Origin of the sequence: Rhizobium sp. BIGb0125, assembly GCF_024810055.1 — a bacterium.
Lineage (GTDB): Bacteria > Pseudomonadota > Alphaproteobacteria > Rhizobiales > Rhizobiaceae > Agrobacterium.
The window spans coordinates 238,117-254,896 of the sequence record NZ_JANUDV010000002.1 but is presented as its reverse complement, the minus strand read 5'-3'; the positions used below and the strand labels follow the sequence as shown (position 1 = coordinate 254,896).

Below are 16,780 nucleotides of genomic sequence, written 5' to 3'. Positions count from 1 at the left end.
ATGAAAAATTTCAGGTGACTGACGAAGAATCGCATCCTGACGTCAGGACTCAGACGGTGATGCGCTCTGGCAAACGGGCATCGATCCACGCCACCATGTCGTCCAGAACCCGTTCCTTGCCCAGATCATTGAGAAGATCATGGAAATGTCCCTCGTAAAGTTTGAGGGTTTTGTCGCTGGAGCCTGCCGTTTTGTAAAAAAACTCGCTGCCGCTTGGCACGGTCGCTTTGTCAGCAGTGCCATGCAGAATCAGCACGGGAAGTTTTATGGTCGGAAATTCCCGCTTCAAATGTTCATCGGCACGCACCAGAGCAGCAACTGTTGCAGCTGGCTGTGTCTCATTGGCAATCAATGGATCGGCATTGAGAATACGTACAGCCTCGCCATCGCGTGAAAAATCTTCATTTTTTAGTTTGAGCACCGGTAGGCGAGGGAAGAACCCACTTAAAAACTTGGTGATTCCAAGAACGAAATTGGGGGCGGGCACTTTGAAAGCAAAACTTTCGCAGATCAGGCCGGCCAATCCATCCTGCATTTCCAGAGCGTACGAACATGAGACGACGCCACCAGCGCTGTGACCCAGCAAAAAAACTGGCAGATTCGGATTGCGGGATTTCGCCAGATCAATGACGATGCCGAGATCGGCGACATAATCGGCAATATTATCGACATAGAATCGCGGTCCATCGGATTTCCCTCGGCCGCGTAAGTCGAGTGCATAGACAATAAAGCCTCTTTGCATGAATTTTTCGGCGGCCCAGAGATACTGGCCGCCATGAGAATTCACGCCGTGGCAAATCACCACGACGGCCCGAGGCACAGAATCGGGTTTCCACGAGCGTACGAAGAGTCGCAGCCCGCCTGTTGTTGATAAAAATTCTTCCTGAAATGCACTGCCTTCCATCTGCGTCATCGGAAACTCCCGTGGTCAAGGCGTGGGAATTGACCTTTATCACGGGAGCAACGACGAGCGAAGCGCAAAAATACGCGCTATGATTGCGATGGTGGAGCGAAAAAAACGATGCGGTCAGCGAGTAGGTGCGTTTCTTATTCTTCGTCGGACAAAAGGCCGTCATACACCTCGAGCAAAGCAGCGGTTATTGCGGCACCGAGTGCATTTGCTGCCTCGCGAATGGTCTCTTCACTGCTGTCGCGCGCTGCAATCGCCAGGGATGAGCCCTCAACGGCAATGATCTCCTTGGCGCGTTCGATTGCCCACAGACCGAAATCACCACGATTGTCGATTGAGATAGTGTCCATGTTGATAATTCCCGTTGGTTGTTTTTTCTGACCAAGCGGAAAACAATACGCCATGAATAAATGGCGACATTCAAGATACTTAAAAGGGGAGACAAGAAGGAAAATGGTGGGCGATGAGAGACTCGAACTCCCGACATCCTCGGTGTAAACGAGGCGCTCTACCAACTGAGCTAATCGCCCTTCGCGTCTTGCGAACCGTTTGTTGTGTTCGCCGCGTCGGTGGCTGTGATCTATGCGGATCAGAAAAAAAGCGCAAGTCCCCTTTGTGAAGTTTTTTCAAAATTTTCTGATTTCGCTGTGCGCAATTGCGTAACATCCCGAGAAAATAAGGGTTTTTCCCAATCATAAAAAATTCAAGAAAATTTCACTCTCTATAGGACGCCCAAAACAGGGGAGGGCTGTGGATAAAATCAGCCGTTTGGGAGGGATTTTGAAAAGAAAAAAACGAAAGCGTATTTTTTGTCATGAAACCTGTTGACACCCAAACATGAACCCCGTAGTTAGCCGCTCACGGACAGTCGAGGCTGCTTCGTTAGGCAGGTTTCTGCTGAATAAGGATTAAGCGGGTGTAGCTCAGTTGGTTAGAGTGCCGGCCTGTCACGCCGGAGGTCGCGGGTTCGAGCCCCGTCACTCGCGCCATCCTTTCCTCGAAAAACGCAGATGAAAATCTGCAATGCGCGGGTGTAGCTCAGTCGGTTAGAGTGCCGGCCTGTCACGCCGGAGGTCGCGGGTTCGAGCCCCGTCACTCGCGCCATTTATTTTTAAATGTCCCCTCCATCGTTGTTTACACGCTCGTCTCTCCAGAGACTGTGGCGTGCTTTGCGCGTTGCGCGCGGTTCAAATGAATCGCGTTTGCCGCCCAACATTTCCTTCCTTTTTTGCTCATATTTCCGTTATGCAAAATGTGCTTTTTGCAGTGCAATTTCCAGCAAATTTCTCACCTTTGTGACTTTGTTTTTTGTTTGGCGGAATATTCATTTTTTTTAAGTATTTAGCGGTATCCAAAGGGGTGGGTGCCAAGGTAGTGTATCGTTATTGTTGCGAAACGATGCGGCAACCGGGTTGAAATGATGCAGAAACTCTTGCAGAGAGAACCCGGCTGCGCTAACGACTTTGGCGTTGCAACATGATTTTTGTCCTTGCAGACGGTTTGTCGCAAGGGATTGTCCGGCGCTCGGCTCGGACAGGGAAGAGTACGATGACTGAACTCCTCAGTTCCTATATTCCGATTGCAATTTTCATTGGTATCGCGCTGGTCATCGGACTGGCGCTGCTTATCGCGCCATTCGCAGTTGCTTATAAAAATCCGGACCCGGAAAAGCTGTCTGCGTTCGAGTGCGGTTTCAATGCCTTTGATGATGCACGTATGAAGTTCGACATTCGCTTTTATCTGGTGTCGATCCTATTCATTATCTTCGACCTTGAAGTTGCGTTCCTGTTCCCGTGGGCTGTGTCCTTCGGTGAGTTGGGCTGGTTCGGCTTCTGGTCCATGATGGTGTTCCTCGGTGTTCTCACCATTGGCTTCATCTATGAGTGGAAGAAGGGAGCTTTGGAATGGGCGTAGGTCAAGACAACACGACGCTGGTTGCTCCGAAGCCGAAAGGCATTATCGATCCGTCGACGGGCAAGCCTCTTGGCAGCAACGATGCGTATTTTACCGAAATCAACGACGAACTGGCCGACAAGGGCTTCCTCGTCACATCGACCGACGAGCTCATCACCTGGGCCCGTACCGGTTCGTTGATGTGGATGCAGTTCGGTCTGGCCTGTTGCGCCGTTGAAGGCCTGATGCAGGCTTCTGGCCCGCGTTATGACCTTGAGCGCTTCGGTGTTGCACCGCGTGCGTCACCGCGCCAGTCGGACGTTCTGATCGTTGCCGGTACGTTGACCAACAAGATGGCTCCGGCTCTGCGCAAGGTCTATGACCAGATGCCTGAGCCACGTTACGTCATCTCGATGGGTTCCTGCGCCAATGGCGGCGGTTATTACCATTATTCCTATGCTGTGGTGCGCGGTTGTGACCGTGTCGTCCCGGTAGATATTTACGTTCCGGGCTGTCCCCCCACGGCAGAGGCGCTGCTTTACGGCGTGCTTTTGTTGCAGAAGAAGATCCGCAGAACCGGAACGATCGAGCGTTAAGGGCAAAGGACAGTACGAATGAGTGAAGCTCTTACCGATCTTGCTGCCTATGTTAAGGAAGCACGTGGTTCGTTGGTTGAGTCTGCCGATATTGCTTTCGGCGAACTCACCCTGAACACAACGCCGGCCAATGTTATCGCACTGCTGACCTTCCTGCGGGATGACGTCCAGTGCGGTTTTATCAACATTATCGATATCTGCGGCGTTGACTGGCCGCGCCGCGAAAAGCGTTTCGATGTTGTCTATCATCTTCTGTCTCCGCGTCAGAACCTGCGTGTGCGGGTGAAGCTGCAGGTCGCGGAAGACGAGGGCGTTCCATCCTCAACATCCGTGTTCATGGGTGCGGAATGGTTCGAACGCGAAGCATGGGATATGTACGGCATTCCGTTTGAGGGCCATGCCGACCTTCGTCGTATTCTCACCGATTACGGCTTTGAAGGCCATCCGCTGCGCAAGGACTTCCCGGTTACCGGATTTGTAGAAGTACGTTACGATGACGTACTGAAGCGCGTTCTGTATGAGCCGGTCGAGTTGAAGCAGGAATTCCGTAACTTCGACTTCCTTTCTCCTTGGGAAGGAACGGATTACGTTCTTCCGGGCGACGAGAAGGCGAAGCAATGACGACCGAAACAACGCGAGAGCAGGGGCAATGTCTTTGCGGCGCCGTTCGCTTCGAGGCACAGGTTGGTGCCCGGGAGGTCGGTGTCTGCCATTGTTCCATGTGCCGTCGCTGGTCCGGCGGCGTCTTTCTCGCGGTTGAATGCGAAGGTGTGACGTTTGCAGACGAAAAGGCGCTTGGCGTCTATTCGTCTTCTGAATGGGGTGAGCGGTGTTTCTGCGCGTCATGCGGCAGCACCCTTTTGTGGCGTTCCAAGGATGGTGCGCACACGGCCGTTTCCGTTCAGGCATTCGAGAACCCTTCCGATTACCGGCTCGTTTCGCAGATTTTTATAGACGAAAAGCCTGATTGCTATTCATTCACCCAGGCCACGAAGAACATGACCGGTGCCGAATTCATCGCCATGGTCACGTCGGCGGAGCAAAAGCATGACTGAACATAATGTTCGCAACTTCACCATCAACTTCGGCCCGGAACACCCTTCCGCGCACGGCGTGTTGCGTCTTGTTCTTGAACTGGACGGTGAAATCGTCGAGCGCGTCGATCCGCATATCGGTTTGTTGCACCGCGGCACGGAAAAGCTGATCGAAACCAAGACCTACCTTCAGGCCGTGCCGTATTTCGACCGTCTGGACTACGTTTCGCCGATGAACCAGGAGCATGCCTTCGCGCTTGCTGTTGAAAAGCTTCTCGGCCTTGAAATACCGATGCGTGGTCAGTTGATCCGCGTGCTGTTTTCCGAAATCGGCCGCATCCTGTCGCACATCATGAACGTCACCACGCAGGCTATGGACGTTGGCGCCATGACACCGCCGGTTTGGGGCTTCGAAGAACGCGAAAAGCTGATGGTGTTCTATGAGCGTGCCTGTGGCGCGCGCATGCACGCAGCCTATGTTCGCCCAGGTGGCGTACACCAGGATATCCCGCCAGAGCTGGTCGATGATATCGGCAAGTGGTGTGACCCGTTCATTACCGTTCTCGACAACATCGAAGGCCTGCTGACCGATAACCGCATCTACAAGCAGCGTAACGTCGATATCGGCGTTGTGACGCTGGAAGACGCGTTCAACTGGGGCTTCTCGGGCGTTATGGTTCGTGGTTCCGGCGCTGCCTGGGACCTGCGTCGTTCGCAGCCTTACGAATGTTACTCCGATTTGGAGTTCGACATTCCTGTCGGCAAGAACGGTGACTGTTATGACCGTTACCTCATTCGTATGCAGGAGATGCGCCAGTCGGTTCGCATCATGAAGCAGTGCGTTGAGCTTCTGCAGGGCAAGCACCGCGTTGGCGCCGTATCGGCGCTTGACGGCAAGGTCGTTCCGCCGAAGCGTGGCGAAATGAAGCGTTCGATGGAAGCGCTCATTCACCACTTCAAGCTCTATACCGAAGGTTACCACGTGCCGGCTGGTGAGGTTTACGCCGCCGTTGAAGCACCGAAGGGTGAGTTCGGCGTCTATGTCGTTGCCGACGGCAGCAACAAGCCTTACCGCTGCAAGATTCGCGCTCCGGGTTTTGTGCACCTGCAGGCCATGGATTTCCTCTGCAAGGGCCATCAGCTCGCCGACGTGACGGCTGTTCTTGGTTCTCTCGACATCGTGTTCGGGGAGGTCGACCGCTAATGCGTCTGCCACTGGCATATATGGCTGTTCTGTTGTCCGGCGCGTCTGCTGCATTTGCACAGACATCGGACAACATGAGCTCTGCATCCAGTGGCGGCGTTTCCACCATTCGAGGACTTCTGTCCGCAGGCTACGAGATCAAGGCCTCGGTGCCCAACGGCAAGAAGTTCATTGTATTTTTGCAAAAAGACAAATCGGCTTATGCCTGCGAATTCGCCACGGTGGTGGAGTCGCGGTGTGAGCCGTTAAACTGATGAGGCGTGAGCTAGTATGTCCGTTCGTCGATTAGCCGAAGATCAGGTCCAGCCTGTCAACTTTGCCTTCAATGAGGCAAATGCTGCATGGGCGGAAAAGACGATCCAGAAATATCCGGAAGGCCGTCAGCAGTCCGCAGTGATTCCTCTGTTGATGAGGGCTCAGGAGCAGGATGGCTGGGTTACCCGTGCCTGCATCGAGCAGATCGCTGACATGCTGGATATGCCCTATATCCGCGTCCTGGAAGTTGCGACCTTCTACACCCAGTTCCAGCTGAAGCCGGTTGGTACGCGCGCCCACATTCAAGTGTGCGGTACAACGCCGTGCATGCTGCGTGGTTCCGAAGCGCTGATGGATGTCTGCCGTCACAAGATCCACCATGATCCGCTGACACCAAACGCCGAAGGCACGCTGTCCTGGGAAGAAGTTGAATGTCAGGGCGCCTGCGTTAACGCACCAATGGTTATCATCTTCAAGGATGCCTATGAGGATCTGACGCCTGAGCGTCTGGAAGAGATCATCGACGCGTTTGAAGCAGGCAAGGGTGACACCATCACTCCCGGCCCACAGATCGACCGTCATTTCTCGGTACCTGAAGGCGGCCTGACGTCGCTGACCGAAGAAATCAAGCTGGTTCGTACCAATCTTGAAGCTCCGGCTGCTGCACCTGCTGAAGCCAAAGCAGATACGGCACAGGTTCCGCCGTCCAATGCGGCAAAGCCTAAGACGGATGCACCTGAAACAGATCCAAAGCTGAAGACGCCTCTTACTGCCCCAAAGGCAGCCGAGGAAAACGTCAAGGCAGCCGAGAAGGAAGCAACTGGCGTAGATACGAAGTCTGAAAAGCCTTCTCTGGACGACAAGAATCGTCCTGCCGCCGTTGCAAAGCCTGAAACTCCGGATGATTTGAAGCTGATTTCGGGCGTAGGTCCGAAAATCGAATCCATTCTGCATGACATCGGCATCTTCACCTTCGCGCAAGTTGCGGGATGGAAAAAGGACGAACAGGAATGGGTTGATGGCTACTTGAATTTCAAGGGTCGTATTGTGCGGGACGATTGGGTCCGCCAGGCCGAGGCGCTCGCCAAAGGTGGCGAAGCCGAATACATTAAAGTCTTCGGCAAGAAGCCGCGGTAAGAGGTGACGTATGTTAAAAGATCAAGATCGCATCTTTACCAATATCTACGGCCTTAAGGACAAGTCCCTGAAGGGCGCGATGTCGCGTGGCCATTGGGATGGTACAAAGATCCTTATTGAAAAGGGCCGTGACTGGATCATCAATGAGATGAAGGCCTCTGGCCTTCGTGGTCGTGGCGGCGCTGGCTTCCCGACAGGTCTCAAGTGGTCCTTCATGCCGAAGGAAAACGACGGCCGTCCACATTATCTCGTGGTCAACGCCGACGAATCCGAACCAGGCACCTGCAAGGACCGTGAAATCCTGCGCCATGACCCGCATACCCTGATCGAGGGTTGCGTTCTGGCCGGTTTCGCCATGGGTGCCCATACGGCTTACATTTATGTTCGCGGCGAATACATGCGTGAGCGTGAAGCGCTGCAGGCCGCTATCGATGAATGCTACGACGCCGGTTTGTTGGGTAAAAACAACAAGAACGGCTGGGATTTTGATGTTTACGTGCATCATGGTGCCGGTGCCTATATCTGCGGCGAGGAAACAGCACTTCTGGAAAGCCTAGAAGGCAAGAAGGGCCAGCCACGCCTCAAACCGCCATTCCCGGCCAACATGGGTCTTTATGGCTGCCCGACCACCGTTAACAACGTTGAGTCGATTGCAGTTGCACCAACCATCCTGCGCCGTGGCGCTGCATGGTTCTCCGCCATCGGTCGTCCAAACAATGTCGGCACCAAGCTGTTCATGGTCTCCGGTCACGTCAACCGTCCTTGCACGGTCGAAGAAGCCATGGGCATTCCGTTCCGTGAGCTGATCGAGCGTCACTGTGGCGGTATCCGCGGCGGTTGGGATAACCTGCTGGCCGTTATTCCAGGCGGTTCTTCCTGCCCGGTCGTCAAGGCCGAAGATATAATCGACGCACCGATGGACTTTGACGGCATGCGTGATGTGAAGTCGTCCTTCGGTACGGCTGCTGTGATCGTGATGGACAAGTCGACGGATATTGTTAAAGCCATCTGGCGTCTGGCTGCTTTCTACAAGCACGAGAGCTGCGGCCAGTGCACGCCTTGCCGTGAAGGTACAGGCTGGATGATGCGCGTCATGGAGCGCATGGTGAAGGGCAATGCGCAGAAGCGCGAAATCGACATGCTGCTGGAAGTGACCAAGCAGATCGAAGGCCACACCATCTGCGCGCTGGGCGATGCGGCTGCATGGCCAATCCAGGCTCTGATCCGCAATTTCCGTCCGGAAATCGAACGGCGTATCGATGAATACACCTACAGAGCCATGGATCATGGCGCTGTATTGGAAGCTGCTGAATAATCGGTTTCGATTGTGCAGGGCAGGGTGCCGGTAATGATACCGGTGCCTTTGACAAAATGAAGCATGAAGCGCAGTTCGTTTGCGCTATTGCGATGAGGATTTGTCGCGGAACGCAAAGAGTGCGGGACGGACAGGCAACAGGACGTAAGTAGAACCATGGCAAAGCTCAAGGTTGACGGTAAAGAGATCGAGGTTCCGGATCATTTCACGCTGTTGCAGGCGTGTGAGGAGGCTGGAGCTGAAGTTCCGCGCTTTTGTTTTCACGAGCGTTTGTCGGTCGCGGGTAACTGCCGCATGTGTCTTATCGAGGTAAAGGGCGGACCGCCCAAACCTGCCGCATCCTGCGCCATGGGCGTACGCGATGTGCGTGGCGGCCCGAATGGCGAACTGCCTGAGATTTTCACCAACACACCTATGGTCAAGAAGGCCCGCGAAGGTGTGATGGAATTCCTGCTGATCAACCACCCGCTGGATTGCCCGATCTGTGACCAGGGCGGCGAATGCGACCTTCAGGACCAGGCTATGGCCTTCGGTATTGCTGGTTCGCGTTATGCTGAAAACAAGCGTGCGGTTGAAGACAAGTACATTGGACCGCTCGTCAAGACCGTGATGAACCGCTGCATTCACTGCACGCGTTGCGTTCGCTTCACGACGGAAGTGGCTGGTATCGCTGAACTCGGTCTGATCGGCCGCGGTGAAGACGCTGAAATCACCACCTACCTCGAGCAGGCAATGACCTCCGAGCTGCAGGGTAACGTTGTTGACCTGTGCCCGGTTGGCGCGCTGACCTCCAAGCCGTTCGCGTTTACGGCGCGTCCGTGGGAACTGAACAAGACTGAAACCATCGACGTGATGGATGCTCTGGGTTCTGCCATCCGCGTTGACACCCGTGGTCGCGAAGTGATGCGCGTTATGCCGCGCGTCAACGAAGCCATCAACGAAGAGTGGATTTCCGACAAGAGCCGTTTCATCTGGGATGGTTTGAAGACCCAGCGTCTCGACCGTCCTTACGTTCGCCAGAATGGCCGTCTCGCACCAGCATCCTGGGGTGAGGCCTTTGCCGCCATCAAGTCCGCAGTGTCCGCCGCAAGCGGCGACAAGATCGGCGCGATCGCTGGCGACCTGGCATCGGTTGAAGAAATGTTCGCGCTCAAGTCGCTGCTGGCGTCGCTTGGTTCAGCCAATGTCGATTGCCGTCAGGACGGCGTTGCTCTTAACCCGGCGCTCGGCCGTTCAAGCTACCTCTTCAATGCCACCATCGAAGGTATTGAACAGGCTGACGCATTGCTGATCGTTGGTGCCAACCCACGTTACGAAGCTGCCGTGCTCAACGCACGCATTCGCAAGCGCTGGCGCCGTGGCGGTTTCCCGATCGGTCTGATCGGCGAAGCTGGTGAACTGCGTTACTCCTATGACTACCTCGGTTCCGGCACGGACACGCTGAAGGAACTGGCAGATGGTTCGCACAGCTTTGTTGAAAAGCTGAAGAACGCCAAGAACCCGCTGATCCTCATCGGCCAGGGCGCATTGTCGCGCGCTGATGGTGCAGACGTTCTGGCAACTGCTGCGAAGCTTGCCGTTGCTGTTGGCGCCGTCTCCGAAGAATGGAATGGCTTCTCGGTTCTGCACACCGCAGCATCACGCGTTGGCGGTCTGGATCTCGGCTTCGTGCCGGGGCAGGGCGGTGTTGCCGCTGCTGAAATGGTATCGTCGATGGACGTTCTGTTCCTGCTCGGCGCAGACGAAATCGACCTGTCGGCCAAGGCTGCAAAGTTCACGGTTTACATCGGTTCGCATGGTGACAACGGCGCAATGAATGCCGACGTGATCCTGCCTGCCGCTGCCTACACCGAAAAGTCCGGCATCTGGGTCAACACCGAAGGCCGCGTTCAGATGGGCAACCGCGCCGGTTTCGCACCGGGCGACGCTCGTGAAGACTGGGCAATCCTGCGTGCGCTTTCCGACGTTCTCGGTCACAAGCTGCCGTTCGATTCGCTGTCTGCCCTGCGCGCGCAGCTTTACGCTGCCCACCCGCACTTCGCCGGTCTCGACGAAATTGCAGCCGGCAACGCATCCGATATCGAAGCTCTGGCCAAAAAGGCCGGTAAAATGAACAAGTCCGGGTTTGCTTCACCCGTGAAGGACTTCTATTTGACGAACCCTATTGCGAGAGCGTCCGCCGTGATGGCTGAGTGCTCCGCATTGGCCCGCAACAATTTCAAGGCTGCGGCAGAGTAAGGCAGGAGATTATGGATTCGTTTTTCTGGAGCTATGTCTGGCCCGCGCTGATCATGATCGGCCAGTCCCTGCTGCTTCTCGTTTGCCTCTTGGTTTTCATCGCGTTCATCCTGCTGGCTGACCGTAAGGTGTGGGCTGCTGTTCAGCTGCGCCGTGGTCCAAACGTTGTTGGTCCTTGGGGTCTGTTCCAGTCCTTTGCCGACCTTTTGAAGTTCATTCTCAAGGAGCCGGTCATTCCGGCCGGTGCCAACAAGGCAGTTTTCCTTCTGGCGCCGCTGGTTGCAGTGACGCTGGCTCTGGCGACTTACGCCGTTATCCCCTTTGCGGATGGCTGGGTCATCGCCAACATCAATGTCGGTATTCTCTACATCTTCGCGATTTCGTCGCTCGAAGTTTACGGCATCATCATGGGTGGTTGGGCGTCCAACTCCAAGTACCCGTTCCTTGGTGCACTTCGTTCCGCCGCGCAGATGGTATCTTATGAAGTGTCGATCGGTCTTGTTATCGTGACCGTTCTTCTTTGCGTCGGTTCGTTGAACCTGACGGATATCGTCAATGCACAGCAGACCGGACTTGGAACAATGATCGGCCTTCCGGCTTCGTTCCTCGACTGGCACTGGTTGCCATTGTTCCCGATGTTCATCGTGTTCTTCATTTCGTGCCTTGCAGAAACCAACCGTCCTCCCTTCGATCTTCCGGAAGCGGAATCGGAACTGGTTGCCGGTCACATGGTGGAATATGGCTCGACCCCATACATGATGTTCATGCTCGGCGAATATGCGGCCATCGTTTTGATGTGCTCGCTCACAACCATCCTGTTCTTAGGGGGCTGGTTGCCGATCGTCGACGTGTGGTTCCTGAACTGGGTTCCGGGCATTGTGTGGTTTATCCTCAAGGGCGGCATGGTCTTCTTCATGTTCGCTCTGGTGAAGGCATTCGTTCCGCGCTACCGCTATGACCAACTGATGCGACTCGGCTGGAAGGTCTTCCTTCCTCTGTCGCTCGCCATGGTCGTTATTGTTGCATTCGTACTCAAGCTGACGGGAACGGCATAATGATGTCCGTTCAGTCCGCTTGCAGATTTGGAGGTTGAGATGGCAAGCCTTTCACAAGCCGTCAATTCACTGTTCCTCAAGGAATTCGTCGGAGCTATTTTCCTGACGATGCGCCACTTCTTCAAACAGAAGGCAACGGTGAACTATCCCTTTGAAAAGGGTCCGGTCTCTCCGCGCTTCCGTGGTGAACATGCGCTACGCCGTTATCCAAATGGCGAAGAGCGTTGCATTGCCTGCAAGCTGTGTGAAGCCATCTGTCCTGCGCAGGCCATTACCATTGAAGCTGGTCCGCGCCGTAATGATGGTACACGTCGTACCGTTCGTTACGACATCGACATGGTGAAGTGCATTTATTGCGGTTTCTGCCAGGAAGCTTGCCCGGTTGACGCGATTGTCGAAGGCCCGAACTTCGAATTCGCCACTGAAACGCGTGAAGAACTTTACTTCGACAAGGCTCGTCTTCTGGAAAATGGCGATCGCTGGGAACGGGAAATCGCGCGCAACCTCGCGCTCGACGCACCGTACCGCTAAGAAAGCATGTTTCCGTCGCTCTGACTGTTACGGAAAACCGCAAATTGTAAGTAGGGCCTGCCGGTTTTACCGCAGGCCTCCAAACGGGCAGGGTGACAGGTTTCGCTCGCCCGATCAGGACAAAAAGGCACCAACATGGGTCTGCAGGCTGTATTCTTTTATATATTCGCCTTCGTCGCGGTCGCGTCGGCATTCATGGTTATCTCGGCAAGGAACCCGGTTCACTCGGTTCTCTTTCTGATTTTAACCTTCTTCAACGCTGCTGCTCTCTTCCTGCTGACGGGCGCTGAATTCCTCGGCATGATCCTGCTGGTCGTTTATGTCGGCGCTGTGGCGGTGCTCTTCCTGTTCGTCGTCATGATGCTGGATGTCGATTTCGCGGAATTCCGCTCTGGCGTTCTGCAATACGCGCCAATCGGCGCATTGGTCGGCGTCATTCTTGCCGCAGAACTGATCATCGTGATCGGTGGCAGCATGATTTCGCCTGAGGCAGCAAAGTCGATCAGCATGCCAATACCGCCAATCGCGGAGCGCACCAACACGGCGGCTCTCGGCGATGTGCTCTACACACATTACGTCTATTACTTCCAGCTTGCTGGCCTTGTGCTTCTGGTTGCCATGATTGGTGCGATCGTACTGACCCTGCGTCACCGTACGGACATCAAGCGTCAGGACATTTCCAAGCAGGTTGCCCGTGATCCGAAGACGGCTATCGAAGTCGTCAAGGTGAAGCCGGGGCAGGGTATCTGAGGCGCGGACGGATCAAGGAATAGAAATTATGGAAATTGGACTTTCCCACTACCTGACGCTCAGCGCCATCCTCTTCACGATCGGCGTGTTCGGCATCTTCTTGAACCGCAAGAACGTCATCATTATCCTGATGTCGATCGAACTGATCCTGCTTGCCGTGAACCTGAACATGGTCGCTTTCTCGTCGTTCCTCAACGATATCGTTGGCCAGGTGTTCGCCTTGTTCATTCTTACCGTTGCTGCTGCTGAAGCCGCTATCGGTCTTGCAATACTCGTTGTCTTCTACCGCAACCGCGGCTCGATTGCCGTGGAAGACGTTAATATGATGAAGGGCTGATAAGGCTATGATCTATAAGGCTATCGTCTTTCTGCCGCTTATCGGCTTCCTGATCGCAGGCCTCTTTGGCCGCTCGATCGGCGCGAAGGCTTCGGAATATGTCACCAGCGGTCTGATGATCGTTGTCGCAATCCTGTCGTGGATTGTTTTCTTTAACGTTGCGCTCGGCCATCACGGCGAGGGCGGCGAAGTGATCAAGGTTGAAGTGCTGCGCTGGATCCAGTCCGGCGGCATCGATGTCCAGTGGGCATTCCGTATCGATACATTGACGGCTGTGATGTTCGTGGTGGTCAACACCGTGTCCACGCTGGTTCACCTGTACTCGATCGGCTACATGCACCATGATCCGCATCGCCCGCGTTTCTTTGCATACCTGTCGCTGTTTACCTTTGCGATGTTGATGCTGATCACCTCCGACAACCTGCTGCAGATGTTCTTCGGCTGGGAAGGCGTGGGTCTGGCTTCATACCTGCTCATCGGTTTCTGGTTCAAGAAACCGTCGGCTTCTGCTGCGGCCATGAAGGCGTTCATCGTCAACCGCGTCGGTGACTTTGGTTTCATTCTCGGTATTTCCGGCGTGTTCGTGCTGTTCGGCTCGATCAACTTTGAAACGATCTTCGCGGCTGCCAGCACCTATCTGCCTGCAGAGGGCGCTGCATCGACCGAAGCTGTCATCAACCTGTTCGGCATGCAACTCGACAAGGGTCACGCGATCACCGCCGTCTGCCTGCTGCTGTTCATGGGTTCGATGGGTAAGTCGGCTCAGTTCCTGCTGCACACCTGGCTGCCGGACGCGATGGAAGGCCCGACGCCTGTGTCGGCGCTCATTCACGCCGCGACCATGGTGACCGCGGGTGTCTTCCTTGTTGCCCGTATGTCGCCTCTGTTCGAACTGTCGCCGGATGCCCTGACATTCGTGACCCTGATCGGCGCGATCACTGCATTCTTTGCAGCAACGGTTGGTCTGGTTCAGAACGACATCAAGCGCGTTATCGCTTATTCGACCTGTTCGCAGCTAGGTTACATGTTCGTGGCTCTCGGCGTTGGCGCTTACGGCGCGGCCGTATTCCACCTGTTCACGCACGCCTTCTTCAAGGCGCTGTTGTTCCTTTGCGCCGGCTCGGTCATTCACGCCGTGGATGGTGAGCAGGACATGCGTTACATGGGTGGTCTGCGCAAGCACATCCCTGTCACCTTCTGGACAATGACAATCGGTACGCTGGCTCTGACGGGCGTTGGTATTCCTGGAACAGTGATCGGCTTTGCCGGCTTCTTCTCCAAGGATGCGATCATCGAATCTGCCTTTGCCTCGCATTCCAGCCTTGGCGGTTTCGCCTTCACGCTGCTGGTTATCGCGGCTCTGTTCACCAGCTTCTATTCATGGCGCCTCGCGTTCATGACCTTCTTCGGCAAGCCACGCGCTTCTGACGATGTCATGCACCACGTCCATGAATCGCCAATGGTCATGCTTATTCCGCTGTTTATCCTGACGGTTGGTGCGCTGTTTGCCGGTGTTGCCTTTGTGGAATACTTCTACGGCCATCACTATGAGGAATTCTGGAAGGGTGCATTGTTCACCGGTCCTGAGAACCACATCGTCCATGAGTTCCACAATGTTCCGACCTGGGTAAAGTGGAGCCCGTTTGCGGCAATGGCTCTTGGTTTCGTGACGGCCTGGTACATGTATATCAAGTCGCCTTCGGTACCGAAGCGTTTGGCCGAAACACACCGTGGCCTCTACCAGTTCCTGCTCAACAAGTGGTATTTCGATGAACTGTACGACTTCCTGTTCGTGCGTTCGGCCAAAGCCCTTGGCAAGTTCCTGTGGAAGAAGGGTGACGTCGCCGTCATCGACACCTACGGACCAAACGGTGTTGCAGCACGCGTGGTTGATGTAACCAACCGCATCGTTCGCCTGCAGTCCGGTTACCTCTATCACTATGCGTTTGCGATGCTGATTGGTATCGCGGTCCTTGTTACCTGGATGATGCTCGGGAGTGCCCTGTAATGACCGATTGGCCAATTCTTTCCACGGTCACGTTCCTGCCTCTGGTGGGCGTCGCACTTCTGCTGCTGACGAATGAAAACGGTCCGTATGGTCGCCGTAATATTCTGAACGTCTCCCTGCTGACGACAGTGTTCACATTCATCGTGTCGCTGTTCATCTGGATCGGTTTCGACAATTCGAACCCGGGCTTCCAGATGGTTGAGAAGCATGCATGGTTCGGCGAGATCGCCGCTTACCACCTTGGTGTCGACGGCATTTCCATGCTGTTCGTCATCCTGACAACATTCCTGATGCCGTTCTGTGTTCTGGCCAGCTGGAACTCGGTTGAAAAGCGCATCAAGGAATACATGATCGCCTTCCTTCTTCTGGAAGTGGTCATGATCGGTGTGTTCGTGGCTCTCGACATTGTTCTGTTCTACGTGTTCTTCGAAGCAACACTGATCCCGATGTTCGTTATCATCGGTGTCTGGGGCGGCAAGGATCGCGTCTACGCATCCTACAAGTTCTTCCTCTACACGTTGCTCGGTTCCGTTCTGACCATGCTCGCCATCATGGCGATGTACTGGCAGGCTGGCACGACCGACATCACTGAACTGCTGAAATTCGGCTTCCCTGCAGGTATGCAGACATGGCTGTGGCTGGCATGTTTCGCGGCTTTCGCGGTGAAAATGCCAATGTGGCCGGTTCATACATGGCTTCCAGATGCGCACGTTCAGGCACCGACCGCTGGTTCGGTTATCCTGGCTGGCGTGATGCTGAAGCTTGGCGGTTACGGTTTCATCCGTTTCTCGCTGTCGATGTTCCCGCTGGCATCTGACTATTTCGCGCCGTTCGTCTTCACCCTGTCCGTTCTTGCCATCATCTACACCTCACTGGTCGCGCTGATGCAGGAAGACATCAAGAAGCTGATTGCTTATTCGTCCGTTGCCCACATGGGTTACGTGACCATGGGTATCTTTGCGGCCAACGTGCAGGGCTTGCAGGGCGCTATCTTCCAGATGCTGTCACACGGTATCGTATCGGGCGCGCTCTTCCTTTGCGTAGGCGTTGTTTACGACCGCCTGCACACCCGTGACATTGCCGCATACGGTGGTCTGGTCAACAACATGCCTAAATATGCTGTTGCCTTCATGATCTTCACCATGGCCAATGTCGGCTTGCCTGGCACCTCCGGCTTCGTCGGTGAATTCCTGACACTGGTCGGCGTTTTCCGTGCCAACACCTGGGTCGCGCTGTTTGCTGCCACTGGTGTTATCCTTTCTGCCGCCTATGCGCTGTGGCTCTACCGCCGCGTCATTTTCGGTGCGCTCGAAAAGGAAAGCCTGAAGGCCATGCTCGATCTGTCTCCACGTGAACAGGTCATACTTTACCCGCTTGTTGCCCTGACGATCTTCTTCGGTGTCTATCCGGCTCCGGTATTCGATGCGACTGCTGCATCGGTCGATCTGCTGATCAACAACTATACGGCTGCACTGCAGGCGGCGCAAAATGTTGCGCTCACTTTGAATTGACGACAG

17 protein-coding genes and 3 tRNA genes are annotated in these 16,780 nt (G+C 54.9%); 17 read left to right on the top strand and 3 right to left on the bottom strand.

Annotation, left to right across the window (positions count from 1 at the left end; all coding sequences use genetic code 11):
• Positions 1 to 49: 49 nt before the first annotated feature.
• The 3 genes from M2418_RS05235 to M2418_RS05225 all read right to left on the bottom strand — a co-directional run bounded on the left by M2418_RS05235 (position 50) and on the right by M2418_RS05225 (position 1,440).
• A complete protein-coding gene (locus tag M2418_RS05235) occupies positions 50 to 913 on the bottom strand; it encodes an alpha/beta hydrolase (RefSeq protein ID WP_259145244.1) in 864 nt (287 codons plus the stop codon).
• 134 nt (positions 914 to 1,047) lie between these two features.
• On the bottom strand, positions 1,048 to 1,260 hold the full coding sequence (locus tag M2418_RS05230; RefSeq protein WP_250982802.1) for a hypothetical protein: 213 nt from the start codon (positions 1,258 to 1,260) through the stop codon (positions 1,048 to 1,050).
• 104 nt (positions 1,261 to 1,364) lie between these two features.
• A tRNA-Val gene (locus M2418_RS05225) sits at positions 1,365 to 1,440 on the bottom strand.
• A gap of 382 nt (positions 1,441 to 1,822) precedes the next feature.
• Between M2418_RS05225 and M2418_RS05220 the strand changes: the two genes are divergently transcribed.
• The 17 genes from M2418_RS05220 to M2418_RS05140 all read left to right on the top strand — a co-directional run bounded on the left by M2418_RS05220 (position 1,823) and on the right by M2418_RS05140 (position 16,774).
• A tRNA-Asp gene (locus M2418_RS05220) sits at positions 1,823 to 1,899 on the top strand.
• Between the two features lie 38 nt (positions 1,900 to 1,937).
• Positions 1,938 to 2,014: transfer RNA gene (locus M2418_RS05215), tRNA-Asp, on the top strand.
• Positions 2,015 to 2,458: 444 nt separating this feature from the next.
• On the top strand, positions 2,459 to 2,824 hold the full coding sequence (locus tag M2418_RS05210) for an NADH-quinone oxidoreductase subunit A (protein ID WP_192487554.1): 366 nt from the start codon (positions 2,459 to 2,461) through the stop codon (positions 2,822 to 2,824).
• Positions 2,815 to 3,399 (top strand): NADH-quinone oxidoreductase subunit B family protein, encoded by a 585-nt coding sequence (locus M2418_RS05205; RefSeq protein WP_259145241.1) that lies wholly within the window; start codon positions 2,815 to 2,817, stop codon positions 3,397 to 3,399. Before M2418_RS05210 ends, M2418_RS05205 begins: the two co-directional genes overlap by 10 nt.
• A gap of 18 nt (positions 3,400 to 3,417) precedes the next feature.
• Entirely contained in the window at positions 3,418 to 4,020 is a 603-nt protein-coding gene (locus tag M2418_RS05200; protein ID WP_192487556.1) for an NADH-quinone oxidoreductase subunit C, read from the top strand.
• Positions 4,017 to 4,454: a GFA family protein gene (locus M2418_RS05195; protein WP_192487557.1), complete on the top strand. Its 438-nt coding sequence runs from the start codon at positions 4,017 to 4,019 to the stop codon at positions 4,452 to 4,454. The genes M2418_RS05200 and M2418_RS05195 overlap by 4 nt, the downstream gene beginning before the upstream one ends.
• Positions 4,447 to 5,637 (top strand): NADH-quinone oxidoreductase subunit D, encoded by a 1,191-nt coding sequence (locus tag M2418_RS05190; RefSeq protein WP_250982800.1) that lies wholly within the window; start codon positions 4,447 to 4,449, stop codon positions 5,635 to 5,637. The genes M2418_RS05195 and M2418_RS05190 overlap by 8 nt, the downstream gene beginning before the upstream one ends.
• Positions 5,637 to 5,891, top strand: coding sequence for a hypothetical protein (locus tag M2418_RS05185; protein ID WP_192487559.1), 255 nt, complete (start codon positions 5,637 to 5,639; stop codon positions 5,889 to 5,891). Before M2418_RS05190 ends, M2418_RS05185 begins: the two co-directional genes overlap by 1 nt.
• A gap of 16 nt (positions 5,892 to 5,907) precedes the next feature.
• Entirely contained in the window at positions 5,908 to 7,029 is a 1,122-nt protein-coding gene (locus tag M2418_RS05180; protein WP_259145230.1) for an NADH-quinone oxidoreductase subunit E, read from the top strand.
• Between the two features lie 10 nt (positions 7,030 to 7,039).
• Positions 7,040 to 8,344 (top strand): NADH-quinone oxidoreductase subunit NuoF, encoded by a 1,305-nt coding sequence (gene nuoF / locus M2418_RS05175; RefSeq protein WP_250982798.1) that lies wholly within the window; start codon positions 7,040 to 7,042, stop codon positions 8,342 to 8,344.
• Between the two features lie 156 nt (positions 8,345 to 8,500).
• A complete protein-coding gene (gene nuoG / locus M2418_RS05170; RefSeq protein ID WP_192487562.1) occupies positions 8,501 to 10,582 on the top strand; it encodes an NADH-quinone oxidoreductase subunit NuoG in 2,082 nt (693 codons plus the stop codon).
• Positions 10,583 to 10,593: 11 nt separating this feature from the next.
• Entirely contained in the window at positions 10,594 to 11,637 is a 1,044-nt protein-coding gene (nuoH, locus tag M2418_RS05165; protein WP_192487563.1) for an NADH-quinone oxidoreductase subunit NuoH, read from the top strand.
• Between the two features lie 39 nt (positions 11,638 to 11,676).
• Positions 11,677 to 12,168, top strand: a complete 492-nt coding sequence (nuoI, locus tag M2418_RS05160; RefSeq protein WP_192487564.1) for an NADH-quinone oxidoreductase subunit NuoI — start codon at positions 11,677 to 11,679, stop codon at positions 12,166 to 12,168.
• 135 nt (positions 12,169 to 12,303) lie between these two features.
• On the top strand, positions 12,304 to 12,918 hold the full coding sequence (locus tag M2418_RS05155; RefSeq protein WP_192487565.1) for an NADH-quinone oxidoreductase subunit J: 615 nt from the start codon (positions 12,304 to 12,306) through the stop codon (positions 12,916 to 12,918).
• Between the two features lie 28 nt (positions 12,919 to 12,946).
• A complete protein-coding gene (gene nuoK, locus M2418_RS05150; protein ID WP_192487566.1) occupies positions 12,947 to 13,255 on the top strand; it encodes an NADH-quinone oxidoreductase subunit NuoK in 309 nt (102 codons plus the stop codon).
• A 7-nt stretch (positions 13,256 to 13,262) separates the two neighbouring features.
• Positions 13,263 to 15,263 (top strand): NADH-quinone oxidoreductase subunit L, encoded by a 2,001-nt coding sequence (nuoL, locus tag M2418_RS05145; RefSeq protein WP_259145223.1) that lies wholly within the window; start codon positions 13,263 to 13,265, stop codon positions 15,261 to 15,263.
• Positions 15,263 to 16,774, top strand: coding sequence for an NADH-quinone oxidoreductase subunit M (locus tag M2418_RS05140; RefSeq protein ID WP_250982795.1), 1,512 nt, complete (start codon positions 15,263 to 15,265; stop codon positions 16,772 to 16,774). The genes nuoL and M2418_RS05140 overlap by 1 nt, the downstream gene beginning before the upstream one ends.
• Positions 16,775 to 16,780: the final 6 nt, after the last annotated feature.